The sequence below is a fragment of the Edwardsiella piscicida genome (assembly GCF_001896205.1).
Classification (GTDB): Bacteria; Pseudomonadota; Gammaproteobacteria; order Enterobacterales; family Enterobacteriaceae; genus Edwardsiella; species Edwardsiella piscicida.
Genome location: NZ_MPNU01000001.1, coordinates 781,348 through 805,435, shown reverse-complemented (window position 1 = coordinate 805,435; position 24,088 = coordinate 781,348). Strand labels below are relative to the sequence as shown.

Sequence of the window (24,088 nt, the reverse complement as noted above, 5' to 3'; positions counted from 1 at the left end):
CTTTTCAGCATATCAGCATTTAGCCACCGTGTTAAACGGTTTACAAAAAAGCAACATAAGCGCATAAAACCACTTTTGGCCGGGCAAAAACGTACGATTAACGCACAGATCTGACCTGTTTTACGTTTACCCTCGGTGATTTTTCTGTATCATGCCACGCTTTCAGCGGCCTGGGAGGCGACGATGTCATTGACGACCACGCACTCGCGCTGCCTGACCCTGCTGCAAATCCTCTCCCTAATACTGGCCGTCGGCGCGCTGTTTTATCTTATCGACCTCAGCCACAGCGAAAACGCGCTGGCGCTGGACAGCGGCCTTAACGGGCAGGAAATGCTGGATCACGACGGCTTTCTGTGGGGAATGAACTACTTTCTCTGCTCACTGGGACTGGGGATCTGCATACCGGCCCTCGCCTTTTTTATCGGCTTTCGGTATGACTGACGGCAGCGACTGGCCAAAAAAAAACGGCTCCCGCAGTAGGGAGCCGTTTTTACTGGCGCTCACTCAGCGCGACGCTTTCTTCGCCTTCGGATTCGGCAGGTCGGTGATGCTACCTTCGTAGACTTCCGCCGCCAGGCCAACCGACTCATGCAGGGTCGGGTGGGCATGAATCGTCAGGGCAATATCCTCCGCATCGCAGCCCATCTCGATCGCCAGACCGATTTCACCGAGCAGCTCGCCGCCGTTGGTGCCGACAATCGCCCCGCCGATGATGCGGTGGGACTCTTTGTCGAAGATAAGCTTGGTCATGCCGTCGGCACAGTCAGAGGCGATGGCGCGCCCCGAGGCCGCCCACGGGAAGGTGGCGGTTTCGTAGCTGATCCCTTTCTCGCGCGCCTCTTTTTCCGTCAGACCGACCCATGCAACCTCTGGCTCGGTATAGGCGATAGAAGGGATCACCTTCGGATCGAAGTAGTGCTTCATCCCGGCGATCACCTCGGCGGCAACGTGCCCCTCGTGAACCCCTTTGTGCGCCAGCATCGGCTGACCGACGATATCGCCGATGGCGAAGATGTGCGGCACATTGGTACGCAGCTGCTTATCCACGTGAATAAAGCCGCGCTCATCCACCTCAACCCCGGCCAGACCGGCGTCGATCAGCTTACCGTTCGGCACGCGGCCGATGGCCACCAGCACAGCGTCATAACGCTGTGCCTCTGCCGGAGCCTTCTTGCCTTCCATGGAAACATAGATCCCGTCTTCTCGGGCCTCCACGGCGGTGACCTTGGTCTCCAGCATCAGGTTAAAGCGTTTGCCGATACGCTTGGTAAAGACTTTCACCACGTCCTTATCGGCGGCCGGGATCACCTGATCGAACATTTCAACCACGTCGATCTCGGAACCCAGCGCATGATATACCGTCCCCATCTCCAGGCCGATAATCCCGCCGCCCATCACCAGTAGGCGCTGCGGCACGCTGTTCAGGGCCAGCGCGTCGGTCGAATCCCATACGCGCGGATCGTCATGGGGGATAAACGGCAGTTGGATGGGACGAGAACCGGCGGCGATGATCGCATTATCAAAGTGGATCACCGTCTGCCCGGCTTCCCCGTCAACAGTCAGGGTGTTGGCCGAGGTAAACTTACCCAGCCCGTTGACCACCCGCACCTTACGGCCTTTAGCCATACCGGCCAGGCCGCCGGTCAGCTGACCAATCACCTTCTCTTTCCAGGTGCGGATCTTGTCAATGTCGGTCTTCGGCTCGCCGAACACGATACCGTGCTCCGCCAGCGCCTTGGCCTCTTCAATCACTTTAGCCACGTGCAGCAAGGCCTTGGAGGGGATACAGCCGACGTTCAGGCACACCCCGCCCAGGGTGGAGTAACGCTCGACAATCACGGTTTCAAGCCCTAAATCCGCGCAGCGGAACGCCGCAGAATACCCTGCCGGGCCCGCCCCAAGTACCACGACCTGAGTTTTGATTTCAGTACTCATCATGACCTCTTTATTGTTTTTCCGGCGGCGTGGATGCACCGCTATGGCATCCAGACCGACCGTCCGCCGCCCCACGGGCTGATATCACCGCGGCGCCGCGGCCTCCGCCGGGACACCCGTCGCGTCCCACAGTTTACAGAAATGTTAATAATTCTGTAAAGGGATGATCCGCCGACGTCTGTCTCTGGCGGTATGGCTGACGCGAGCCAGCGCCCGCCATACCGCGAATTCAAGAAAAAGGCCGGCGCATGCGCCGGCCCTCGGCTTACATCACCAGGCGGCGGATGTCGGACATCACGCTGTTGATGAAGCTGATAAAGCGGGCGCCGTCGGCACCGTCGATCACCCGATGGTCATAGGAGAGCGCCAGCGGCAGCATCAGGCGCGGCGCAAACTCTTTCCCATTCCATACCGGCTTCATCGACGACTTGGATACCCCCAGGATCGCCACCTCCGGTGCGTTGACGATCGGCGTAAACGCCGTGCCGCCGATACCGCCCAGGCTGGAGATAGTGAAGCAGCCGCCCTGCATGTCCGCGGCGGTCAGCTTGCCGGCGCGCGCCTTGGCTGAGATCTCCGCCAGATCGCGCGACAGCTCGATGATGCCCTTCTTGTTGACGTCGCGCAGCACCGGAACCACCAGGCCGTTCGGCGTATCGACCGCGACGCCGATGTTGATGTACTTCTTCAGCGTCAGACGCTGGGCATCCTCAGACAGGGAGCTGTTAAAGCGCGGCATCGCCTCTAACGCCTTGGCCGCCGCCTTGATGATAAACACCAGCGGGGTAATTTTAACCCCCAGCTTGCGCTTCTCGGACTCCACGTTCTGCTGTTTGCGGAACGCTTCCACCTCGGTGATATCGGTCTCATCAAACTGGGTGACATGCGGGATCATCACCCAGTTGCGGTGCAGGTTGGCGCCGGAGATCTTCTGGATACGCCCCAGCTCAACCTCTTCCACCTCGCCGAACTTGCTGAAGTCCACCTTCGGCCACGGCAGCAGACCCGGCAGAGAGCCCCCGGTTGCCGCCGCTGGCGCGGTTTCAGCGCGCTTAATCAGCTCTTTGACATAGGTCTGTACGTCTTCGCGCAGAATGCGGCCCTTACGCCCGCTGCCTTTTACCTTGGCCAGGTTAACGCCAAACTCACGCGCCAGACGGCGGATCACCGGCGTCGCATGCACATAGGCGGCGTTTTCGGTGAACTCGCTCGTCGTCTGTACCGCCGCAGGCGCTGCAGCCGCGGAGGTGGCTGGCGCACTTACCGGCGCCGCGGTCGCTGGCGCAGATGCCGACGGCGCAGGCGCGCTGCCCGCCACGCTGAAGGTCATGATCGGCGAGCCGGTTTTCACCTTATCGCCCACGCTGACTGCGATGGCGCTGACAACCCCGGCAAACGGCGCCGGCACCTCCATCGAAGCCTTATCGCCTTCGACGGTGATCAGCGACTGTTCAGCGCTGACGCTGTCGCCCACCTTGACCAGAATTTCGGTGACTTCAACCTCATCACCGCCGATATCCGGCACGCTGACCGGCTGGCTGGCGGCAGCCTGGGCCACCGGCGCGGCAGGCGCGACGGCCGCCGCTGTCGGGGCCGGAGAGGCGGCGCCCGCGATGCTAAAGGTCATGATCGGCGAACCGGTCTTCACCTTGTCTCCGGTGGCGATAGCGATGGATTGAACCACCCCGGCGAACGGCGCCGGCACCTCCATCGAGGCTTTATCGCCTTCGACGGTGATCAGCGACTGTTCAGCGCTAACGCTGTCGCCGACCTTCACCAGGATCTCGGTGACTTCCACTTCATCGTCACCGATATCCGGCACCTGAACGTCACGCACCTGTGCAGCGGCAGCCTGAGCCGCTGCCGGTTGCACTTGGGCCGCCGGCTGGGCCGCAGCGGCATCGGCCGCCTCGAACTCCATGATCAGAGAGCCGGTCGTGACCTTATCGCCCACCGCAACCTTGATAGCGCTGATAACGCCGGCCTGCGGCGAGGGGACCTCCATTGAAGCCTTGTCGCCTTCAACGGTAATCAGAGACTGCTCCGCATCAACCCGGTCACCGACTTTCACCAGAATTTCAGTGACTTCTACTTCATCCGCACCGATGTCCGGTACATTGATTGCAATTGCCATTATTCCGTACCTCTTATGCCAGACGCGGGTTTACTTTTTCCGGATCGATATTGAACTTGCCGATGGCGTCCGCCACCACGGAAGCGGCGATCTCCCCGCGTTTTGCCAGTTCACCCAGTGCCGCCACCACCACGTAGGAGGCATCGACCTCAAAGTGGTGACGCAGGTTTTCACGGCTGTCGGAGCGGCCGAAGCCATCGGTGCCCAGCACGCGGTAATCGCTGGCCGGAACATAGGTACGTACCTGCTCGGCAAACAGTTTCATATAGTCGGTAGACGCCACGGCCGGCGCATCGTTCATCACCTGAGCGATGTACGGTACGCGCGGGGTCTCCAGCGGATGCAGCATGTTCCAACGCTCGCAGTCCTGGCCATCGCGCGCCAGCTCGGTGAAGGAGGTCACGCTGTACACATCGCTGCCAACGCCATACTCTTCAGACAGAATACGCGCGGCCTCGCGGACGTGGCGCAGCATGGAGCCGGAGCCCAGCAGCTGGACCTTGCCCTTATCGCCGGACTGCGTATCCAGCTTGTAGATCCCGCGGCGGATGCCCTCTTCAACGCCCTGCGGCATCGCCGGCATGTGGTAGTTTTCGTTCAGCGTGGTGATGTAGTAGTACACGTTCTCCTGCTTCTCACCGTACATGCGCTCCAGACCGTCGTGCATGATCACGGCCACTTCATAGGCATAGGCCGGATCGTAGGAGATGCAGTTCGGGATAGTCAGGGACTGAATATGGCTGTGGCCATCTTCGTGCTGCAGACCTTCCCCGTTCAGGGTGGTGCGTCCAGAGGTGCCGCCGATCAGGAAACCGCGCGCCTGCTGGTCGCCCGCCGCCCAGCACAGGTCGCCGATGCGCTGGAAGCCGAACATGGAGTAGTAGATGTAGAACGGGATCATCGGCAGATCGTTAGTGCTGTAAGAGGTCGCTGCCGCCAGCCAAGAGGCCCCGGCGCCCAGCTCGTTGATCCCCTCCTGCAGAATCTGTCCTTTCTCGTCTTCTTTGTAGTAGGCCACCTGCTCGCGATCCTGCGGGGTGTAGCGCTGGCCGTTCGGGCTATAGATCCCAATCTGACGGAACAGCCCTTCCATACCGAAGGTACGCGCTTCGTCAGCGATGATCGGCACCAGACGATCCTTGATGGACTTGTTCTTCAGCATTACGTTCAACGCACGTACGAAGGCGATGGTGGTCGAAATCTCTTTGTTCTGCTCTTCCAGCAGGGCGGAGAAGTCCTCCAGCGCCGGCAGTTCTAGACGCTCGCTAAAGGTCGGGCTACGGGTCGGGACATAGCCCTGCAGCGCGGCGCGACGCTCATGCAGATAGCGCGCCTCTTCGGAGTCGGCGTCAAAGGTGACGTACGGCAGCTTCTCCAGATCGGCATCGGCCACCGGCACGTTGAAGCGATCGCGGAAATGGCGCACGCCATCCATGTTCATCTTCTTAACCTGGTGAGCGATGTTTTTGCCTTCGGCGGTGTCGCCCATGCCATAGCCCTTGATGGTATGCACCAGGATCACCGTCGGCTGACCTTTGGTCTCTTCGGCTTTCTTAAAGGCGGCGTAGACTTTCTTCGGATCGTGGCCGCCGCGGTTCAGCGCCCAGATCTCATCGTCAGACATATCCTTGACCAGCGCCGCGGTTTCCGGATAACGGCCAAAGAAGTGTTCACGCACATAGGCGCCATTCTTTGACTTGAAGGTTTGGTAGTCGCCGTCCAGGGTTTCATTCATCAGCTGGATCAGCTTACCGCTGGTATCTTTACGCAGCAGCGCATCCCAGCGGGAGCCCCAAATCACCTTGATCACGTTCCAGCCCGCACCGGCGAAGATGCCTTCCAGTTCGTTGATGATCTTGCCGTTCCCCGTCACCGGGCCATCCAGACGCTGCAGGTTGCAGTTAATGACGAAGCACAGGTTGTCCAGCTTATCGCGGGTGGCGATGGTGATGGCGCCCTTGGATTCCGGCTCATCCATCTCACCGTCGCCGAGGAAGGCGTAAACGCGCTGCGCCGTGGTGTCTTTCAGACCGCGGTGATTCAGGTATTTCAGGAACTTAGCCTGATAAATCGCCCCCAACGGCCCCAGCCCCATGGAAACGGTCGGGAACTGCCAGAACTCCGGCATCAGCTTCGGATGCGGGTAAGAAGAGAGCCCCGTGCCGTGAACCTCCTGACGGAAGTTATTCAGCTGCTCCTCGGTCAGGCGTCCTTCCAGGAAGGCGCGCGCGTAGATCCCCGGAGAGATATGGCCCTGGAAGTAGACCAGATCGCCGCCGTCCTTCTGGTTACGGGCGCGGAAGAAATGGTTAAAGCACACTTCATACACCGTCGCAGAAGACTGATAGGAGGCCATGTGACCGCCCAGCTCCAGATCTTTCTTCGACGCATGCAGGACGATCATCACCGCATTCCAACGCATGGCGATGCGGATACGACGCTCCAGCTCCAGATTCCCCGGATAGGCCGGCTCATCTTCCGGAGCAATGGTGTTCACGTAATTGTGGGCCAGCGCAGCGGAAGGCAGATTAACGCCGCCCTGACGGGCGGAATTCAGTACCTGATCGATCAGATACTGCGCGCGCTCTACGCCTTCTTCACGGATGACCGATTCTATCGCCTGCAGCCAATCGCGGGTTTCGATCGGATCCACGTCATTGAGTAAACGATCTGACATGGTGGTATTCCTTATCTGTCTAAATGGGTTGTCTGGAGCCTGTCTTCCTGCGCTCTGCGGTCAAAACGCACGAAGACAGGCCCAATCGGTGAGTTGCCTAGTGTTAACATCGGCGCGCGCGCCCCGGAGGGCTACGCGCGAACCAATTTTCAATCCTTACGCTGCTGGAGCAGCCGCAGCGAGCGCTCGCGGCGGCTGTGCTCGCGGCTCATCTCCAGCAAAATATCTTCAATAAAGGCCAGATGGCGGTGTGATGCCTCACGCGCCCGCTCTGGCTCCCGGGCGATGATGGCCGCAAAGATACTGGCTCGATGATCGCTGACCAGGGCCAGCATTTCGCGACGCGCATAGAGCAGCTCGAAATTCTGTTTTACGTTCTTTTCCAGCATCGGCGCCATGCAGCGCAGCAGGTGGAGCAGCACCGCGTTATGAGCCGCTTCGGTCACCGCCACCTGATACTGCATCACCGCATCGGCCTCGCCGTCCAGATCGCCCGCGGCCTGCGCGCTTTCAATCGCCAGATGACACTCGCGCAGACGAACAAAATCCTCATCGGTGCCGCGCAGCGCAGCATAATAGGCCGCGATCCCCTCCAGGGCATGGCGGGTTTCCAACAGATCGTATTGGGATTCCGGGTGGGCCGCGAGCAGCTCGGCCAGTGGGTCGCTAAAGCTTTGCCAGAGATTGGCCTGTACGAAGGTGCCACCGCCCTGACGGCGCAGCAGCAGCCCTTTGGCTTCGAGACGCTGAATGGCCTCGCGCAGAGAGGGGCGGGATACATCGAACTGCTTCGCCAATTCGCGCTCCGGCGGCAGCTTTTCCCCGGGACGCAGCGTTCCTTCCAGGATCAGATATTCCAACTGCTGTTCGATCACATCTGATAGTTTGGGCTGGCGGATTTTGCTGTAGGCCATGTGGCAATGTCTTCTCTGAGCGTAGATGACGTTCTCATCGGAGAACCGCAAAGTAAATTGGTATTACCAATTTCAAAAACATGACCTCAAAGTAACAAAATCTTCACCACTTGTCCATACAACTATTGATGTAAATCATGAAATGCCGCCTTTGTTAACAATCAATAACCAATAAAACACCAGCGTGATAACCAAGCAAGGGTATTACTTTTTACCTTTCCGCGGCCGAAGTTAACGTTTTATACACGACGACTCACGCGAGCTGAAGCGTGAAAGCCAATCATAATAAGCATTTATATGCAAAATAAATGAATATAAAAATGAAATACGTCAACGCGCATATCGCCCATCATCGTGATACGAGCGTGGACGCTCTGCGCACCCAATGTGCAGAGTGTCCACAGCGTAGGCCCCGCACGTCTTCTCCGACCCAAAACGCAGCGGCACAAGAAATCGGATGCATTTTTTTGCGCATACCATTATTCTCAGTGCGTTGGTAGATTAATAACAGATTTGAATTAGAACATGATGTAAAAATAAAATTACGATTTTCGTATCATTATAATGACAGAATGGCGCTGGCAGTGCCCCTGAACAGAGCCGGATGAGGGTAAGAGATATGAGTGAGCAACACGGCGAGCAGTTACACCGTGGCCTGAAGAATCGCCACATACAGCTGATCGCCCTAGGCGGCGCCATCGGTACTGGGCTGTTTCTGGGGATCGCACAAACCATTAAAATGGCCGGGCCATCGGTGCTGCTGGGCTACGCCATCGGCGGATTTATCGCCTTTTTGATCATGCGCCAGCTGGGTGAGATGGTGGTCGAGGAGCCGGTGGCCGGCTCATTCAGCCACTTTGCCTACAAATACTGGGGGGACTTTGCCGGTTTTGCCTCCGGCTGGAACTACTGGGTGCTGTATGTTCTGGTCGCCATGGCCGAGCTAACGGCCGTGGGTATCTATGTACAGTACTGGTTTCCGGACATCCCGACCTGGGTATCCGCCGCGGTCTTCTTCCTGCTGATCAACGCCATCAACCTGGCCAACGTCAAAATCTACGGCGAGCTGGAGTTCTGGTTCGCGATCATCAAGGTGGTCGCCATCATCGGGATGATCCTGTTTGGCGGCTGGCTGCTGTTCAGCGGGCACGGTGGCCCCGAGGCCTCGGTGAGTAACCTGTGGGATCAGGGCGGATTCTTCCCCAATGGGGTCATGGGGCTGGTCATGGCAATGGCGGTGATCATGTTCTCCTTCGGCGGTCTGGAGCTGGTTGGGATCACCGCCGCAGAGGCCGACGACCCGCAGCGCAGCATTCCCAAGGCGACCAATCAGGTTATCTACCGTATTCTGATTTTCTACATCGGCGCTTTGGCTATCCTGCTCTCCCTCTACCCCTGGGGTAAGGTGGTCGAGGGCGGCAGCCCGTTCGTCATGATCTTCCATGCGCTGGACAGTAACCTGGTCGCCACCGTCCTCAATATCGTGGTGCTGACCGCTGCGCTGTCGGTCTATAACAGCTGCGTCTACTGCAACAGCCGCATGCTGTTCGGTCTGGCCCAGCAGGGGAATGGCCCGCGGGCGCTGCTCAAGGTAGACGGACGCGGTGTCCCGGTGGTCGCGATCGGCCTCTCGGCGGCGGCCACCCTGCTGTGCGTACTGATTAACTACCTGATGCCGGGCAAAGCCTTCGAGCTGTTAATGGCGCTGGTCGTCTCCGCGCTGGTGATTAACTGGGCGATGATCAGCGTCGCGCATCTGCGCTTTCGAGCGCAGAAAAACCGCGAAGGCGTGGTTCCCCGTTTCCGCGCCTTCTGGTACCCGGCGGGTAACTATCTGTGCCTGCTGTTTATGGCTGCCATCCTGGTCATTATGTTCCTGACCCCGGGGATCCAGATTTCGGTACTGTTGATCCCGCTCTGGCTGATCGTACTGGCTGTCGGCTATGCCATTAAGCAGCGTTCGCAGAAGCACAGCGCACGCCTCCCCGGCTAACGCGCGACGCCTCCAAATAAAAAACCGGCGCTATCGCTCGCGCCGGTTTTTTTTCGCCTATCGCACGCGGCCACTAATCCCGCTAGAGCAGCGCGCCATAAATGGTCAACAGCGCCACCGCCACGATCAGCACCAGCGTAATGCGCCGCGCCAGCGTCACCGCCGCCAGCGGCGTCTTTAACGCATCCAGCTGCGGATCGCGCGCCAGCGAAAGCTGCGCCAGCCCCGTCAATACCTGGTACTGACCGCTGCGCAGATCGCCCAGCGACGCTAGCCAGGCCGGCAGCGCACGCTCACCGTGCCCCAGCAGAGCGTAGGCAATCCCGGCCAGCCGCACCGGGATCCAGTCGACCCAGTGCAGCAGACGATCGATCCCCGCCTGCGCGCGCGCCAGCGGATCGGCCTGACGGCTCAGCCAAGTCTGATAGGCCCGCAGCAGCGCATAGCCCCCCAGCGCCACCGGCCCGTAGGGCCCGGCTATCACAAAATAGAACAGCGGCGCCAGATAGAAGCGATAGTTGATCCACACCAGTACGCTCTGCAGCTCACGCAGACGGATCTCCGGGCGCATATCGGCCGACAGCCCCGGGATCAGCGCCAGCTCCGCCGTCATCTGCGTCATCGCATCCTGTTCTCCCCGCCGCGCCGCTTTCATATAAGCGCGATAGTCGCGGCGAATCGCCCCCGCGCCAAAGCACAGCAGCCCGATGAAAATCCACATCAACAGCGTCGGCAGGCCGAAAAGCAGCCCCTTAAACCCCTGGAGCAGCGCGCCGATCAGCAGCATCCACAGCAATAGCAGCAGCAGCGTTTTGGCCAGCGATACCCGCTTTACGCGAGCAAACAGCGGAACCAGACAGCGATCCAGCTGCCAGCGATCCCCCAGCTTAAACAGCCGCTCCCAGCCCAAAACCAGCAGTAGCGAGAATAACGTCATCTCCGGTAGCTCTCTCTTCAGTGACGATCGGGGGTGGCGACGGATCCGGCCAACGCCGTCCGCAGTAAACGATGGTACTCATCCCAGCGGAACGCCGGGCCGGGATCGGTTTTACGCCCGGGGGCGATATCGCTATGGCCGGTCACCCGCGTCGGTGACATCGGGTAGTGACGCATCAACAGCGCGCTGATCTCTACCAGCGCCCGATACTGCGGCGGGGTATACGCCAGCGTATCCGTCCCCTCCAGCTCAATACCCACAGAAAAATCATTACAGCGCTCGCGCCCTTGATAGCGTGATACGCCGGCATGCCACGCCCGACGATCAAAAGGCACATACTGGACAATCTCGCCATCGCGCCGGATCAAGCAGTGCGCGGAGACCCGCAGCCCCTGCAATCCGACAAAGAAGGGATCATCGTCACACGCCAGCGTACCGCTGAACAGGCGGTCGATATAGGGACCGCCGAACTTTCCCGGAGGCAGACTGATATTGTGGATCACCAGCAGGGAGGGCAGCTCCCCCTGCGGACGCGCATCACAATGTGGCGACGGCACGCGCCGCGCGCCCGTCAGCCACCCCTGCTCTAATTGCATCACTAACGCGACCTCCCGCGATTCAAACTGCCTACAGGGTAGCATGATTCGTCGTTCGCGCCGCCCCCTCTCCGCGAGAAGCCGCTGAAAAGCGACGCCCCATTCTATAGCATACGCCGCACCCCTGACGGACACCGGCGCAACCGATGCCGCTAAGCCTCGGCGCGGCGCGCAGCCTGCGTCGGCGCGACTCGTCGGCCGCGGCTCGCTCAGGCACACTCACCTGACGCAACCCGTGGAGGTGTCTATGTCATCACAGCACGGCTTCACCCTGCTGGAGCTCATGATCGTAATCGCCATCATCGCCATTCTCGGCGCCATCGCCGTGCCGGCCTATCAACGCTACCTGCAAAAAGCGGCCATGACGGATGTTCTACAGGCGGTCACCCCCTACCGCACCGAGGTCGAACTCTGTGCGCTGGAGCAGGGCAGCCTCTCCGCCTGCAGCGAAGCGCAGCTGGGGCTGGCGGCATTTCCGCCCTCGACCTACGTCAGCACCCTGAGCGTCGATGCGGGCATTATCTCACTGAGCGGCCAGCAAACGCTGGCCGGTCTGCGGGTGACGCTAACGCCAACGCTGGATCGCCGCGCGGGGACCCTGCGGTGGCAGCAGCGCTGCCAGAGCGAAGAGAATAACGCCGCGCTGCTGGAGGCCTGTCGCAGCGTCCTGCGCGAGACCGACGACGGAGAGAGACCATGAGCGATCTCCAGCGGCTCTGCCGCCGCTATCGCTGCCGTCTGCTGCATCAGGATCAGCACAGCATTATCGTCGGCGGGCTGAACGAGGCACCCGTCGCGCTGCTGGAGGCCATCCGCTTCGCGACCGGTCTGGATGCCCAGTGGCGCCCGCTGAGCCGCCGGCAGTCAGAGGAGGAGGAGGCGCTGTATCCCGCCACGGAAGATACCCAAACTGCCCCACAGCTGGAGCAGCTGCTGCTACATGCGCTGCGGCGACGCGCCTCTGACATCCACCTGGAACCCCTGGAGACACGGGGGCAAGTACGGCTGCGTATCGACGGGGTACTGCACCCGCTGGCAGACTACCCCACGCTGCAATTCACCCGTTTAGTGACTCGCCTGAAGGTATTAGCAGGTCTGGATATCGCCGAGCGACGCCTGCCTCAGGACGGTCAGCTGCGCATCCCCCTGAGCGAGCAAACGCACAGCTTTCGCCTCTCTACGCTTCCGACGCTGCACGGTGAAAAAGCGGTGCTGCGCCAGGTCAGCACGCGGGAAACGCCCCGAAGCCTAGCCCGACTGGGGCTGAGCCCCGCACAGCGTCAGACGCTGGCTCAGGCGTTAGCGCAGCCCCAGGGGCTGATTTTAGTGACCGGGCCAACCGGCAGCGGAAAAACCGCGACCCTCTACGCGGGACTACGCCGGCTTAACGCGCAGACGCTCAATATTTGCAGCGTTGAAGATCCCATTGAAACACCGCTGGAAAACATCAATCAGACCGCGATAGCCCCGCGCGCCGGGCTGCAGTTTGCCACCGTACTGCGCGCCCTGCTGCGCCAAGATCCCGACGTCATCATGATCGGGGAGATCCGCGATGAAACCACCGCGCATATCGCCGTTAACGCCGCCCAAACCGGGCATCTGGTACTCTCGACCCTACACACCAATAGCGCCGCCCAAACCCTGACCCGCCTGCTACAGCTGGGCATCGCCCCCTATCTACTGGCCGATAGCCTGCTGTTGGTCATCGCCCAGCGACTGGTGCGTCGCCTGTGCCGCCACTGTCGCCAGCGAGAGACTGACGCCGGCCGTCCCAGCTGGCTGCCGGGCGAGTGTGCCCACTGCAGCGGCGGCTACCGCGGTCGGCGCGCCCTGTTTGAGCTTCTGACGCCGACGCCCACCCTACGCCAGGCCATGCGCAGCGGCGCTGACAGCGCCCGACTGCAGCAGTTGGCCGAAGCGCAGGGGATGCTCCCGCTACACACCACGGCCCAACGTCTGGCCGAACAGGGAAAGACCTCCTGGGGGGCAAGTTCTACGGGTGCTGGGACCGCAGGCGTGAAGCCCCGGCTGTATCACTGCCGGCTCATCGATCGGGATGGACGGGGATGGATGGAAACGCGGCTCGGGCTCAGCCGTCGTCATCTGCGCCGCGAGCTTGCGGCGCGTGGCGTCCTGCCGCTCGCTATCGTCTCCGCCCGCCGCCCGCTGCGCTATCGCTGGCATGGTGGCGCCTGCAGCGACTTTATTGCCCAGTTGGCCGATCTGCTGGAGGCGGGGGTACCGCTGCTCTCGGCGCTGGATCTGATGGCTAACGGCCACCCCCACGCCGAGTGGCGGGCGCTGATCCACCAACTGAGCCACGAGGTTGCCGATGGGCTGACGCTCTCCCAGGCGCTGCGCGGGCAGTCCGCCATTTTTCCGCCGCTGTACGGTCGAGCCCTGGCGGCGGCGGAGCAAAGCGGCGCGTTGGCCGAGGTCTGCCGCCAGCTGGCCCGCCAGCAGCAGCAGGCGCACGCGCTGCGCCAACGCCTGCTGCGCGCGCTGCGCTATCCACTGTTCCTGCTGTCGGTCGCGCTACTGATCGCGCTGGGCATGCTGTTAACCCTGCTGCCGCAGTTTGCCCAGCTGTACGCCTCGCTCGATGCGCCGCTGCCCTGGCTGACCCAGCGGCTCCTAACGTTGGCCGACGCGCTGCGTCAGGGCTGGCGCCGGATGGCCGTGGGTATCCTGCTGGCCGGACTCGCTCTGCTCGCGCTGCGCCGTCGCGGCCCGCGGCTGCAGCGCACGCTGCAGCACCTCGCCCTGCGCCTTCCGGGCTACGGCGCTCTGCTGCGCGATGTCACCCTCGCGCAGCTGTTTCAAATGCTGGCACTGATGCTACAGGCCGGGATCACGCTGCCGGCGGCGTTAAACTGCTGCCGCCGCTCTCTACCGCTGGCGGCCTATCGCCGCGCCCTGCATAGCGGCGTGCTGCGCCTACGTCAGGGAGAGCTGTTATCAGCGGCCCTGCGCGATCCGCACCTTTTCCCGCCCCAGTGTCGACAGCTGATCCGCCAGGGAGAGGCCGCGGGGCGCCTCGCCGCCGTCAGCCGCCATCTGGGAGAGTTCTATCGCCACAGCGCACAGCGGCGCGGTGAGACACTGGCCACGCTGGCGGAGCCGGCCATGCTCATGATAAGCGCAGCCCTGATAGCCCTGCTGGTGCTGGCCATGTACCTGCCCATTCTGCGTCTGGGCAACGTTATGCAATAACGCCGGCAATCGCCGGCGTTATTGATACGGAGCAGAATTCTCTACGCAAGCGCTCAATCGGCTTGGCCAAAGACTCGGTTCTCCTGCTCGGCCACTCGGATAAAGGTCGTACGCTTGGTCAGCTCTTTGAGGCGAGATGCCCCGACGTAGGTGCAGGCAGAGCGCAGACCGCCCAAAATATCACGCACGGTATTTTCCACCGGACCACGCAGCGGCAGGCTAACGGTCTTCCCCTCCGCGGCGCGATAGTCTGCGACGCCGCCGACGTGGCGGTTCATCGCCGAGGCCGAGCTCATACCGTAGAACAGCATCATCTTACGCCCCTGCTCTTCAACAATGCGCCCTTCGCACTCCTCATGGGCCGCCAGCATACCGCCCAGCATCACGAAGTCCGCGCCGCCGCCAAACGCTTTAGCCACGTCACCCGGCACGGTACAGCCGCCATCGGACACGATCTGCCCGCCCAGCCCGTGTGCGGCATCGGCGCACTCAATGACGGCGGAGAGCTGCGGATAACCGACGCCGGTCTTGACCCGGGTGGTGCACACGGAGCCGGGGCCAATTCCCACCTTAACAATATCGGCGCCGGAGAGGATCAGCTCCTCCACCATCTCACCGGTGACCACGTTGCCGGCGCAGATCACTTTATCCGGGCAAGCGTCGCGCGCCTTGCGCAGAAAATCTACGAAGTGTTCGGAGTAACCGTTGGCGACATCGATACAGATGAACTTCAGGGACGGCGAAAGCGCGAGGATCTGACGCAGCTTGATAAAGTCCGCCTCGGAGGTCCCGGTCGAGACCATCACATGGCGCAGCGTTTCTTCGCCAACGCTGGAGACAAAGGCCTGCCACTGCTCCACGCTGTAGTGCTTGTGCACGGCGGTCAGCACATCAAAACCGACCAGCACGCGCGCCATGCTGAACGTGCCGACGGTGTCCATGTTGGCGGCAATCAGCGGAACGCCCGACCACTGCCAGCCGCTGTGCTTAAAGTGATACTCGCGGGCGAGCTCAACATCAGAGCGGCTTTTCAGCGTAGAACGCTTCGGACGGATCAGGACATCTTTAAAACCCAGCTTCAGATCTTCTTCAATGCGCATGAGATACTTTCCTGGTTAATGGCGGCAATATTAGAGAAAATGTGATCATACAAACGATTGGCTGCCGTATGACGCCAGTTCCAGTGACGTTATCATACGCAGGAATAACGCGGCGACAAGTCTGCTTTTTCAACAAAATTTCAGGTAAACTGATCTGAATTTACCCACGATAATCGGCCTTAGCATACCCTCGGTATCGCCTTCTGCCGCACGCGTGACTTGCACTTACCGTCAGGTCCATTATGATCCGCAGGTTCGCCGATTTTTCCGCGCAGCTCACGCCCGCGCACAGTCTCGCAGGATCTCCTCATGGCATACACAGTTGCTCTCACCGGCGGTATCGGCAGCGGTAAATCCACCGTGGCTGAGGCCTTTGCCCGCCTCGGCGTGCCGCTGGTCGATGCCGACGTCATCGCTCGCCAGATGGTCGCGCGGGGACAGCCGGCGCTGGCGCAGATTGCGGCCCACTTCGGCGCGCGGGTTTTACGGGCAGACGGCAGCCTAGATCGCGCCGCCCTACGCCATATCGTTTTTGCCCAGCCGCAGGAAAAGGCCTGGCTTAACGCCCTGCTGCACCCGCTTATCCAGGCGGAGACCCAGCGCCACCTGGCGCAGATAGCCGCCCCCTACGCCCTGTGGGTGGTGCCATTGCTGATCGAAAATCACCTCACGGCGCAGGCGGATCGCATCGCGGTCGTCGATCTGCCCGTCGACCTGCAGCTGACGCGCACTCAGGCGCGCGATGGCATCAGCCCTGAACAGGCGCAGCGTATCCTGGCCGCCCAGACCACGCGGGAGCAGCGCCTGGCCTGCGCCGATGATATTATTGATAACAGCGGGTCCGCCGATGCGCTGGCCCCACAGGTCGCCGTCCTGCATCGCCGCTATCTGGCGCTCGCGCAGGCGGCGGCCGCCTCGACAGGATCACAAGCATGAGTGACGCCGCTCCGACCATACTGTTTGAATACCCGCTCAATGAAAAAATGCGCACCTGGCTGCGCCTGGAGTTTCTGCTGCAGCAGCTGTTGCAGCATCGGCCACAGCGCGATACCAGCGGTGCCCTCACCTTCTTTCGTACCCTGTCCGACCTGCTCGACGTGCTGGAGCGGGGCGAGGTGCGCACCGATCTGCTCAAAGAACTGGAGCGCCAGCAGCGCAAGCTGATGCAGTGGCTCAACGCGCCGGGCGTCGATCAGGAGATGATCCATGCGCTGAGCCAGCGTCTCAAGCAGCAGGCCGCCGTCCTGATGGCGGCACCGCGTATCGGCCAGACGCTGCGCGAAGACCGCCTGGTCGCCTTAGTACGCCAGCGCCTGGGGATCCCCGGCGGCTGCTGCAACTTTGATCTGCCGACGCTCTATCTGTGGCTGAGCCAAGATCAGGCCACGCGCGATCGTCAGATCGACGTCTGGATAGCCTCGTTGGCACCGCTGACGGACAGCCTGACGCTGGTGCTGGATCTGCTGCGAAAGGCCGCCGCCTTTAAGCCGATGACCAGCCTACACGGCTTCTATCAAGATAATGCCGACGGCGCCGACATGCTGCGTATTCAGCTGGCGCTGGAGTTGCAAATCTATCCGCAGGTTTCCGGCCATAAAAGCCGCTTTGCCATTCGCTTTCTGCCGTTGGACAGCGAGCAGGGCGTGGTGCCGGATCGCCTGTCGTTCAATCTGGCCTGCTGCTAAGCGGCGGCCTTAGGGAGTTAGCAATGGAAAACGAGATCATCACCGTCGCCTGCCCAACCTGCGGCAGCGCGGTTATCTGGGGAGAGCGGAGTCCTTACCGTCCGTTCTGCAGCAAACGCTGCCAGCTTATCGATCTGGGCGAATGGGCCAACGAAGAGAAGCGCATCGCCAGCGACGCGGCCCACTCCGACAGCGAAGAGTGGAGTGAGGGCGACGAGCGCTGAGGCTTCGGCCCCTCGCCCATCGCAAAAAAGGCGCCTGAGAGGCGCCTTTTTTGTACGCTATCCCTGCGCGCGCAGGGCGTCGATAATAGCCCGGTTCGGCGCCGGAAAATCGTCGGCGCACAGCGAGGCTACCGCGGCCCAGCGGGTCTCCTGCCCTTCTCGGCCACAGGGATCCCCCTGCCAGGCGCTGACCAAAAAGAAGTGCAGCACCACCCGCCGATCGCTGAAGGTATGCTCGATACGCCGCAGCAGCTGCGCTGACGCCGGTGCTACCGCGATCCCCACCTCCTCTTGCAGCTCACGCGCCAGCGCCTGCTGGGCGTGCTCTCCCGGCTCAATTTTACCGCCGGGAAACTCCCACAGACCGGCCAGGTGGCTGCCGGACTGACGCCGGGCAATAAAGATCTCCCGCCGCGCGTTGCGAATAATCCCGACGGCAATCTGCAGCGTCGGCACCGACTGGGTCATATCTACCTCTCCTTGGGCGCGGGATACCCATAAGATAAAAAAACAGGGAGGCGCACTGCGCTTCCCTGTCGATGATTACCTGATGCTCAAGCTATCAGGCGTTGAGGCGGCCATGGCACTGCTTATACTTCTTGCCGGAGCCGCACGGGCAGGGATCGTTGCGCCCGATCTTGCGTTCGCCGGTCTGAGACGCCATCTCCTGCGCCGCCGCACTCTGATCGTCCAAATGGCTCAGCTGCTGCTGACGGGCCAGACGCTCGGCGTCCTCGCGGCGCTGGCGCTCCAGCGCCTCGACCTCTTCCGGCATCCGCACCTGCACCTTGCTCAGCACGCTGATCACCTCATACTTAAGGGACTCCAGCATCGCCGCAAACATGGCAAAGGACTCGCGCTTGTACTCCTGCTTGGGATCCTTCTGCGCATAGCCACGCAGGTGGATACCCTGACGCAGGTAGTCCATCGCCGCCAGATGCTCTTTCCACAGGGAGTCCAGGGTCTGCAGCATGATGCCTTTTTCAAAGCTGCGCATCATTTCGCTGCCGACCACCTCTTCCTTGCTCTGATAGCGCTCTATCGCCATCGTCAGGATACGCTCGCGCAGCGTCTCCTCATGCAGCTCCGGCTCTTTATCCAGCCACTCCGTAATCGGCAGCTCCAGATCGAAATCGTTACGCAGACGCTCTTCCAACCCAGCGACGTCCCACATTTCCTCCAGGGACTGCGGCGGGATATAGCTGTCGATCACCACCTTAAAGACATCCTCACGGATGCTGTTGATGGTATCCAGCACATCGCCGCCGTCCAGCAGTTCGTTACGCTGAGCATAGATGGCGCGACGCTGATCGTTGGCAACGTCATCGTACTCCAGCAGCTGTTTACGGATATCGAAGTTACGGCTCTCCACTTTACGCTGCGCATTGGCGATCGCCTTGGTCACCCACGGGTGCTCAATGGCCTCGCCCGGCTTCATCCCCAGCTTACGCATCATGTTGGCCACGCGGTCAGAGGCGAAGATACGCATCAGGGAGTCTTCCAGCGACAGATAGAAACGGGAAGAGCCCGCATCGCCCTGACGACCGGAGCGGCCGCGCAGCTGGTTATCGATACGGCGCGACTCATGGCGCTCGGTGCCGATAATGTGCAGGCCGCCGGCGGCCAGCACCGCGTCGTGACGCGTTTGCCACTCCGCTTTAATCGCCTCGATCTGCGCTGGGGTCGGTGACTCCAGCTGCGCGATCTCCGCCTGCCAGCTGCCGCCCAGCACGATATCGGTACCGCGGCCGGCCATGTTGGTGGCGATGGTGACCGCGCCCGGCTGACCGGCCTGAGCAACAATATCGGCCTCTTTGGCGTGGAACTTGGCATTCAGCACGCTGTGGGCGATACCGGCCTTCGTCAGCTCATGAGAGACCGTTTCAGATTTTTCGATGGAGACCGTACCCACCAGCACCGGCTGCCCTTTGGCCGTACGCTCGCGGATATCTTCAATGATCGCCGCGATCTTGTCCTGCTCGGTCATGTACACCAGATCCGGTAAATCCTTACGGATCATCGGACGGTTGGTCGGCACCACGATGGTATCCAGCTTATAGATCGAGCTGAATTCGAAGGCTTCGGTATCGGCGGTACCGGTCATCCCGGCCAGCTTCTCATACAGTCGGAAGTAGTTCTGGAAGGTAATAGAGGCCAGCGTCTGGTTTTCGTTCTGGATCTGAACCCCTTCCTTAGCCTCCACCGCCTGATGCAGACCGTCTGACCAGCGGCGCCCCTGCATGGTACGACCGGTGTGCTCATCGACGATGATGACCTCGCCCTCTTTCACGATGTAGTCCACATCGCGGGTAAACAGCGCGTGGGCGCGCAGCGCCGCGGTCACGTGGTGCATCAGCATGATGTTGGCCGGGGAGTACAGGGATTCGCCCTCATCCATAATGCCGGCGCCGGCCAGCAGCTCTTCAATCAGCACCAGGCCGCGCTCCGTCAGGTTAACCTGGCGGGTCTTTTCATCGAGGGAGTAGTGTCCATCGCCCTGGAACGTATCGGAATCCTCTTTCTCCTGACGCTTCAGGTGCGGGATCAGCTTGTCGACCTTGATGTACAGCTCAGAGCTATCCTCTGCCGGACCGGAGATGATCAGCGGCGTACGCGCCTCATCGATCAGGATGGAGTCCACCTCATCCACCAGCGCATAGTGCAGCTTACGCTGAACGCGCTCTTCCGGGCTGAACGCCATATTGTCGCGCAGGTAGTCAAAACCGTATTCGTTGTTGGTACCGTAGGTGATGTCGGCCGCATAGGCAGCGCGCTTCGCCGGCGCCGCCATGCCCGGCAGGTTGATGCCGACGCTCAGGCCGAGGAACTCAAACAGCGGGCGGTTGTTTTCGGCGTCACGCTGGGCCAAATAGTCGTTGACGGTCACCACGTGTACCCCTTTACCGGTCAGGGCATTCAGGTAGGCCGGCAGGGTCGCCGTCAGGGTTTTACCCTCACCGGTGCGCATCTCTGCGATGCAGCGCTCGTTCAGCACCATGCCGCCCAGCAGCTGCACGTCAAAGTGACGCATGCCAAACACGCGCTTGCTGGCCTCACGGACGGTGGCAAACGCCTCCGGCAGCAGGCTGTCCAACGCGGCGCCCTGCGCCAGGCGCTCACGAAACTCGACGGTCTTCGCCTTCAGCTGCTCATCGCTGAGCTGCTCCATCTCCGGCTCCATGCGGTTAATCTGCTCAACCACTTTACGCATGCGGCGCAGGGTACGATCGTTACGGCTGCCAAAAACCTTGGTCAATAATTTAATTAACATAGTTATACAATCTCTCATGGGTGGCCCAAACCACCCGGATCAAAACGCGGACAAAAAGGGAAACGGTAAACTCAGGCGGCGACAGCGGGACCGGCGCGGATCCCCTGAACCCGGGCCAGCCATAGCGCAGGGAGGTGGCCATGGGACGACGGCACGCAGCGCGACGGCCGCGAGTACAGCGGCGTAACATAGAGCGTAGGCTGACGCGTCAGCAGTGAACTGAGCGAGCTGAGCAGCACCAGATGCTGGCGCTGCTGCTCTGCAGATAGGCGATATTGGGCGTGCGACGGCGCCAGGTGGCTGCTCAGCTGACGGATAGCGATCCGCAGCGCGTACTGATGCCAGTAGTCCACCCCCTGTCCCCGGCGCTTGCCGGACAGCAGTTGCAGGGAGACATGGCTGTGATGTGCGGCGATCAGCCGCTGCAGGGTAATGGTCTGCGCAGAGGGGCGCGGCTGCTCAGCGTTGGCCAGCGACGGAACGCCAAGCGTCGCCGCCACCATCCCCCACAGGAGATGCGGCCAAAAATAACGTCTGCCAAACTGTCGCCAACGCTTTAGAATACCAATCACATGCCGTACCGAATCAATAGCCCTAATAGCCGCGGAGCCGTATTTATGCGTGATAGTCGCCCACAATCCCTGGATACCCTGCTGGATGACAACGCCGCCGTTGACGGCATTCTCAAAAACGTTCAGCAACGCGCAGTGGCATTACTCCGACTCGATCGGGCAGTACAGGCCCTGCTGCCAGCGCCGCTGAAACCGTTTTGCCGCGTCGCCAACTTTCGTCAGGGCATTCTGGTGCTGGAAGTCGCCAACGCCAGTTGGCTGATGCGCCTGCGCTATGAGCAGAGCAGTCTACTTTCCGCACTCAGGGGAGAGATTTTACCATCATTGTCATCGATCGACACCAGGATTAATCCCGCCCTGATGTCTCAGTGTGGGAAAAATGCGCAGTCGTTCGCACAGGCAAGGCAGGAAGAGGCGCAGGCGGAGACGGTAATGCGCACGCTGAGCGTAGAAAGCGCACAGCAGCTACGCTGGCTAGCCAGTCAAAGTCCGGAGGGATTACGCAAAAAACTAGAACGACTGGCTGCGCTGGCCGGAGAGAGTACCGACACAGCCAGTCGTGATAAGAAGCGACGCTCCTGAGCCCGTGGATTAGGCCAGAACGGTCGACGGTGCGCGGAATGCCAGCGGCATCTCCTCACCGTCTTCAAAGGTCACCAACTCCCACGCTTCCTGCTTCGCCAACACGGTCTGCAGCAGACGGTTGTTCAACGCATGGCCGGATTTGAACGCGGTAAAGGCGCCGATGATATTGTGCCCGCACATGAACAGGTCACCGATAGCATCCAGCATCTTGTGGCGCACAAACTCATCCTCAAAACGCAGGCCGTCTTCGTTCAGCACGCGGTAGTCATCCACGACAATGGCGCAGTCAAAGCTGCCGCCCAGGCACAGGCCACGGGACTGCAGGTACTCAATGTCGCGCATGAAGCCAAAGGTACGCGCACGGCTAATCTGACGTACGAACGCATCGGCAGAGAAGTCCAGGCTGTAGCGCTGCGTACTGGCGTCGATAGCCGGATGGTTGAAGTCGATGGTGAAGTCCAGGCTAAAGCCGTTATACGGCGCCAGCTCGGCCCACTTATCACCGTCCTCGACCCGTACGGCCTCTTTGAGGCGCAGGAATTTCTTGGCGCAGTTCAGCTCGTCGATTCCGGCATCCAGCAGCAGGAAGACAAACGGCGCGGCGCTGCCGTCCATGATCGGAATTTCAGCCGCGTCGACCTCGATAACCAGGTTATCGATCCCTAACCCCGCCAGGGCGGCGTTCAGGTGCTCTACGGTAGAAATACGCACATCATGCTCATTAACCAGGCAAGTACAGAGCATGGTGTCACGCACCGATTTGGCATCAGCCGGGAAATCGACCGGAGGATTCAAGTCAGTGCGACGATAGATGATCCCGGTGTTTGCCGCAGCCGGGCGCATGGTCAGCGTGACTTTCTTGCCGGTATGCAGCCCGACACCCGTCGCCTGAACGATACGTTTTATGGTCCGTTGTTTGATCATCGTGTTATCTCGCAGTGTTTATCCGTCCAACCACCTCTAAATGATAATTACTATACATTAAAGGCGGCAAGACAGTTTAGCACAAAGAGCGGAGATCCCCAATACTCAGTCGGCCTGCTTACGCAGGAAGGCCGGAATATCCAGGTAGTCGTCAGACTCTTTTCCGCTCGGCACGCTCTGATCGTTAACCACTTTGGCCACGGCCGGCTTGCTCTCCTGCGGCAGCGGCGACAGGCCGTGCTGCTGGTAGCGCTGGTCGATCACCGGCTGCTGCCCCTGCTTATTGGACACCAGGGTGATCTCCGGACGCTTGTCCATGCCAATGCCGGTGGCCACGACGGTTACGCGCAGCTCATCGTTCATATCCGGGTCGAGAGAGGTACCGATAACCACCGTCGCGTTGTCAGAGGCGAAGGCGCGAATGGTGTTACCGACGGTCTCAAACTCGTCCAGACGCAGGTCAAAGCCCGCGGTGATGTTAACCAGTACGCCGCGGGCGCCGGACAGATCGATGTCCTCCAGCAGCGGAGAAGAGATCGCCATTTCGGCCGCTTCTTCCGCGCGGTCTTCCCCGCTGGCCATGCCGGAGCCCATCATGGCGTAGCCCATTTCAGACATCACGGTACGTACGTCGGCAAAGTCGACGTTCATCAGGCCCGGACGGGTGATCAGTTCGGCAATACCCTGTACCGCCCCCTTCAACACGTCGTTGGCCGCGCCGAAGGCATCCAGCAGGGAGATACCGCGACCCAGCACCTTAAGCAGCTTATCGTTGGGGATGGTGATCAGCGAATCGACGTGCTTGGACAGCTCGGCGATCCCCTGCTCGGCAAACGCCATACGACGCTTACCTTCAAAGTTAAACGGCTTGGTGACCACGGCAACGGTTAGGATGCCCAGCTCTTTTGCCACTTCCGCCACGACCGGCGCCGCGCCGGTGCCGGTGCCACCGCCCATGCCGGCAGCGATAAAGACCATATCGGCGCCATCCAGCGCAGAGCGCAGCGCTTCGCGATCTTCTTCCGCCGCATTGCGTCCGACCTCCGGATTAGCGCCCGCGCCCAGCCCTTTAGTAATGCCGCTGCCGATCTGTATCGTCTGGCCAACGGCCGTCTTACGCAGGGCCTGTGCGTCGGTGTTCACCGCAAAAAACTCAACGCCTTCAATGCGTTCACGCACCATGTGCTCAACGGCGTTGCCGCCGCCGCCGCCGACGCCGATGACTTTAATCACCGCGTCATTGGTTAATTCCATTGGTTCAAACATAGTTTCTCTCCGTCTTGTGCCTGTCGCTACGGAATCATTAACGCGTAGAATGATCCCTTTTT

At 60.8% G+C, this 24,088-nt stretch carries 20 protein-coding genes and 1 pseudogene; 9 read left to right on the top strand and 12 right to left on the bottom strand.

Features of this window, described 5'->3' with window-relative positions:
• The first annotated feature begins 183 nt into the window (after positions 1-183).
• On the top strand, positions 184-441 hold the full coding sequence (locus BRD58_RS03550; protein ID WP_069578223.1) for a hypothetical protein: 258 nt from the start codon (positions 184-186) through the stop codon (positions 439-441).
• A 63-nt stretch (positions 442-504) separates the two neighbouring features.
• On the opposite strand, the gene lpdA is transcribed toward BRD58_RS03550, so the two are convergent.
• The 4 genes from lpdA to pdhR all read right to left on the bottom strand — a co-directional run bounded on the left by lpdA (position 505) and on the right by pdhR (position 7,660).
• Complete coding sequence (gene lpdA / locus BRD58_RS03545) at positions 505-1,935, bottom strand: dihydrolipoyl dehydrogenase (protein WP_015460964.1); 1,431 nt, start codon at positions 1,933-1,935, stop codon at positions 505-507.
• A 265-nt stretch (positions 1,936-2,200) separates the two neighbouring features.
• Positions 2,201-4,069, bottom strand: coding sequence for a pyruvate dehydrogenase complex dihydrolipoyllysine-residue acetyltransferase (aceF, locus tag BRD58_RS03540; RefSeq protein WP_073381586.1), 1,869 nt, complete (start codon positions 4,067-4,069; stop codon positions 2,201-2,203).
• Between the two features lie 13 nt (positions 4,070-4,082).
• Positions 4,083-6,746 (bottom strand): pyruvate dehydrogenase (acetyl-transferring), homodimeric type, encoded by a 2,664-nt coding sequence (aceE, locus tag BRD58_RS03535; protein WP_012847530.1) that lies wholly within the window; start codon positions 6,744-6,746, stop codon positions 4,083-4,085.
• Between the two features lie 149 nt (positions 6,747-6,895).
• On the bottom strand, positions 6,896-7,660 hold the full coding sequence (gene pdhR, locus BRD58_RS03530) for a pyruvate dehydrogenase complex transcriptional repressor PdhR (RefSeq protein ID WP_012847529.1): 765 nt from the start codon (positions 7,658-7,660) through the stop codon (positions 6,896-6,898).
• Between the two features lie 619 nt (positions 7,661-8,279).
• Between pdhR and BRD58_RS03525 the strand changes: the two genes are divergently transcribed.
• Positions 8,280-9,653, top strand: coding sequence for an amino acid permease (locus tag BRD58_RS03525; RefSeq protein ID WP_012847528.1), 1,374 nt, complete (start codon positions 8,280-8,282; stop codon positions 9,651-9,653).
• 82 nt (positions 9,654-9,735) lie between these two features.
• Here BRD58_RS03525 and ampE read toward each other — a convergent pair whose 3' ends face one another.
• The gene (gene ampE / locus BRD58_RS03520) at positions 9,736-10,590 is read right to left on the bottom strand and encodes a beta-lactamase regulator AmpE (protein WP_073381582.1); all 855 of its coding nucleotides are present in this window, start codon (positions 10,588-10,590) and stop codon (positions 9,736-9,738) included.
• A 17-nt stretch (positions 10,591-10,607) separates the two neighbouring features.
• Positions 10,608-11,186 (bottom strand): 1,6-anhydro-N-acetylmuramyl-L-alanine amidase AmpD, encoded by a 579-nt coding sequence (ampD, locus tag BRD58_RS03515; protein ID WP_073381575.1) that lies wholly within the window; start codon positions 11,184-11,186, stop codon positions 10,608-10,610.
• 247 nt (positions 11,187-11,433) lie between these two features.
• On the opposite strand from ampD, the gene ppdD reads away from it, so the two are divergent.
• The 3 genes and pseudogenes from ppdD (at position 11,434) to BRD58_RS18355 (ending at position 14,399) form a co-directional block, all read left to right on the top strand.
• Positions 11,434-11,886, top strand: coding sequence for a prepilin peptidase-dependent pilin (ppdD, locus tag BRD58_RS03510; RefSeq protein ID WP_034168162.1), 453 nt, complete (start codon positions 11,434-11,436; stop codon positions 11,884-11,886).
• A pseudogene (locus BRD58_RS18360) lies at positions 11,883-13,206 on the top strand (GspE/PulE family protein). The gene ppdD and the pseudogene BRD58_RS18360 overlap by 4 nt, the downstream one beginning before the upstream one ends.
• A gap of 50 nt (positions 13,207-13,256) precedes the next feature.
• Positions 13,257-14,399, top strand: coding sequence for a type II secretion system F family protein (locus BRD58_RS18355; RefSeq protein ID WP_034168160.1), 1,143 nt, complete (start codon positions 13,257-13,259; stop codon positions 14,397-14,399).
• A 53-nt stretch (positions 14,400-14,452) separates the two neighbouring features.
• On the opposite strand, the gene BRD58_RS03495 is transcribed toward BRD58_RS18355, so the two are convergent.
• Positions 14,453-15,499 (bottom strand): GMP reductase, encoded by a 1,047-nt coding sequence (locus BRD58_RS03495; RefSeq protein ID WP_073381573.1) that lies wholly within the window; start codon positions 15,497-15,499, stop codon positions 14,453-14,455.
• Positions 15,500-15,808: 309 nt separating this feature from the next.
• On the opposite strand from BRD58_RS03495, the gene coaE reads away from it, so the two are divergent.
• From coaE to yacG, 3 genes are read left to right on the top strand one after another with little or no spacing between them, the layout of a single operon-like run.
• Positions 15,809-16,435 carry a dephospho-CoA kinase gene (gene coaE / locus BRD58_RS03490; RefSeq protein ID WP_073381570.1) on the top strand — a complete coding sequence of 209 codons (627 nt, stop codon included), beginning with the start codon at positions 15,809-15,811 and terminating at the stop codon, positions 16,433-16,435.
• Positions 16,432-17,184, top strand: coding sequence for a cell division protein ZapD (gene zapD, locus BRD58_RS03485; RefSeq protein ID WP_073381569.1), 753 nt, complete (start codon positions 16,432-16,434; stop codon positions 17,182-17,184). Before coaE ends, zapD begins: the two co-directional genes overlap by 4 nt.
• A gap of 23 nt (positions 17,185-17,207) precedes the next feature.
• Complete coding sequence (gene yacG, locus BRD58_RS03480) at positions 17,208-17,408, top strand: DNA gyrase inhibitor YacG (RefSeq protein ID WP_015460956.1); 201 nt, start codon at positions 17,208-17,210, stop codon at positions 17,406-17,408.
• Positions 17,409-17,465: 57 nt separating this feature from the next.
• Here the strand turns inward: yacG and mutT are convergent, their stop codons facing one another.
• The 3 genes from mutT to secM all read right to left on the bottom strand — a co-directional run bounded on the left by mutT (position 17,466) and on the right by secM (position 21,251).
• The gene (gene mutT / locus BRD58_RS03475; protein ID WP_012847518.1) at positions 17,466-17,876 is read right to left on the bottom strand and encodes an 8-oxo-dGTP diphosphatase MutT; all 411 of its coding nucleotides are present in this window, start codon (positions 17,874-17,876) and stop codon (positions 17,466-17,468) included.
• Between the two features lie 94 nt (positions 17,877-17,970).
• Positions 17,971-20,679 carry a preprotein translocase subunit SecA gene (secA, locus tag BRD58_RS03470; protein WP_012847517.1) on the bottom strand — a complete coding sequence of 903 codons (2,709 nt, stop codon included), beginning with the start codon at positions 20,677-20,679 and terminating at the stop codon, positions 17,971-17,973.
• 71 nt (positions 20,680-20,750) lie between these two features.
• Positions 20,751-21,251, bottom strand: coding sequence for a secA translation cis-regulator SecM (gene secM / locus BRD58_RS03465; RefSeq protein ID WP_071840950.1), 501 nt, complete (start codon positions 21,249-21,251; stop codon positions 20,751-20,753).
• A 45-nt stretch (positions 21,252-21,296) separates the two neighbouring features.
• On the opposite strand from secM, the gene BRD58_RS03460 reads away from it, so the two are divergent.
• Entirely contained in the window at positions 21,297-21,833 is a 537-nt protein-coding gene (locus tag BRD58_RS03460) for a DUF721 domain-containing protein (RefSeq protein ID WP_012847515.1), read from the top strand.
• A gap of 9 nt (positions 21,834-21,842) precedes the next feature.
• Here BRD58_RS03460 and lpxC read toward each other — a convergent pair whose 3' ends face one another.
• Together lpxC and ftsZ are read right to left on the bottom strand one after the other, a co-directional pair.
• Positions 21,843-22,760 carry a UDP-3-O-acyl-N-acetylglucosamine deacetylase gene (gene lpxC, locus BRD58_RS03455; protein WP_012847514.1) on the bottom strand — a complete coding sequence of 306 codons (918 nt, stop codon included), beginning with the start codon at positions 22,758-22,760 and terminating at the stop codon, positions 21,843-21,845.
• A 105-nt stretch (positions 22,761-22,865) separates the two neighbouring features.
• A complete protein-coding gene (gene ftsZ / locus BRD58_RS03450; RefSeq protein ID WP_012847513.1) occupies positions 22,866-24,026 on the bottom strand; it encodes a cell division protein FtsZ in 1,161 nt (386 codons plus the stop codon).
• Positions 24,027-24,088: the final 62 nt, after the last annotated feature.

Bases quoted from the DNA above. Each gene is read 5' to 3' on its own strand.
- BRD58_RS03550 (WP_069578223.1), top strand. From the start codon at position 184: ATGTCATTGACGACCACGCACTCGCGCTGCCTGACCCTGCTGCAAATC.
- lpdA (WP_015460964.1), bottom strand. From the start codon at position 1,935: ATGAGTACTGAAATCAAAACTCAGGTCGTGGTACTTGGGGCGGGCCCG.
- aceF (WP_073381586.1), bottom strand. From the start codon at position 4,069: ATGGCAATTGCAATCAATGTACCGGACATCGGTGCGGATGAAGTAGAA.
- aceE (WP_012847530.1), bottom strand. From the start codon at position 6,746: ATGTCAGATCGTTTACTCAATGACGTGGATCCGATCGAAACCCGCGAT.
- pdhR (WP_012847529.1), bottom strand. From the start codon at position 7,660: ATGGCCTACAGCAAAATCCGCCAGCCCAAACTATCAGATGTGATCGAA.
- BRD58_RS03525 (WP_012847528.1), top strand. From the start codon at position 8,280: ATGAGTGAGCAACACGGCGAGCAGTTACACCGTGGCCTGAAGAATCGC.
- ampE (WP_073381582.1), bottom strand. From the start codon at position 10,590: ATGACGTTATTCTCGCTACTGCTGGTTTTGGGCTGGGAGCGGCTGTTT.
- ampD (WP_073381575.1), bottom strand. From the start codon at position 11,186: ATGCAATTAGAGCAGGGGTGGCTGACGGGCGCGCGGCGCGTGCCGTCG.
- ppdD (WP_034168162.1), top strand. From the start codon at position 11,434: ATGTCATCACAGCACGGCTTCACCCTGCTGGAGCTCATGATCGTAATC.
- BRD58_RS18355 (WP_034168160.1), top strand. From the start codon at position 13,257: ATGGAAACGCGGCTCGGGCTCAGCCGTCGTCATCTGCGCCGCGAGCTT.
- BRD58_RS03495 (WP_073381573.1), bottom strand. From the start codon at position 15,499: ATGCGCATTGAAGAAGATCTGAAGCTGGGTTTTAAAGATGTCCTGATC.
- coaE (WP_073381570.1), top strand. From the start codon at position 15,809: ATGGCATACACAGTTGCTCTCACCGGCGGTATCGGCAGCGGTAAATCC.
- zapD (WP_073381569.1), top strand. From the start codon at position 16,432: ATGAGTGACGCCGCTCCGACCATACTGTTTGAATACCCGCTCAATGAA.
- yacG (WP_015460956.1), top strand. From the start codon at position 17,208: ATGGAAAACGAGATCATCACCGTCGCCTGCCCAACCTGCGGCAGCGCG.
- mutT (WP_012847518.1), bottom strand. From the start codon at position 17,876: ATGACCCAGTCGGTGCCGACGCTGCAGATTGCCGTCGGGATTATTCGC.
- secA (WP_012847517.1), bottom strand. From the start codon at position 20,679: ATGTTAATTAAATTATTGACCAAGGTTTTTGGCAGCCGTAACGATCGT.
- BRD58_RS03460 (WP_012847515.1), top strand. From the start codon at position 21,297: ATGCGTGATAGTCGCCCACAATCCCTGGATACCCTGCTGGATGACAAC.
- lpxC (WP_012847514.1), bottom strand. From the start codon at position 22,760: ATGATCAAACAACGGACCATAAAACGTATCGTTCAGGCGACGGGTGTC.
- ftsZ (WP_012847513.1), bottom strand. From the start codon at position 24,026: ATGTTTGAACCAATGGAATTAACCAATGACGCGGTGATTAAAGTCATC.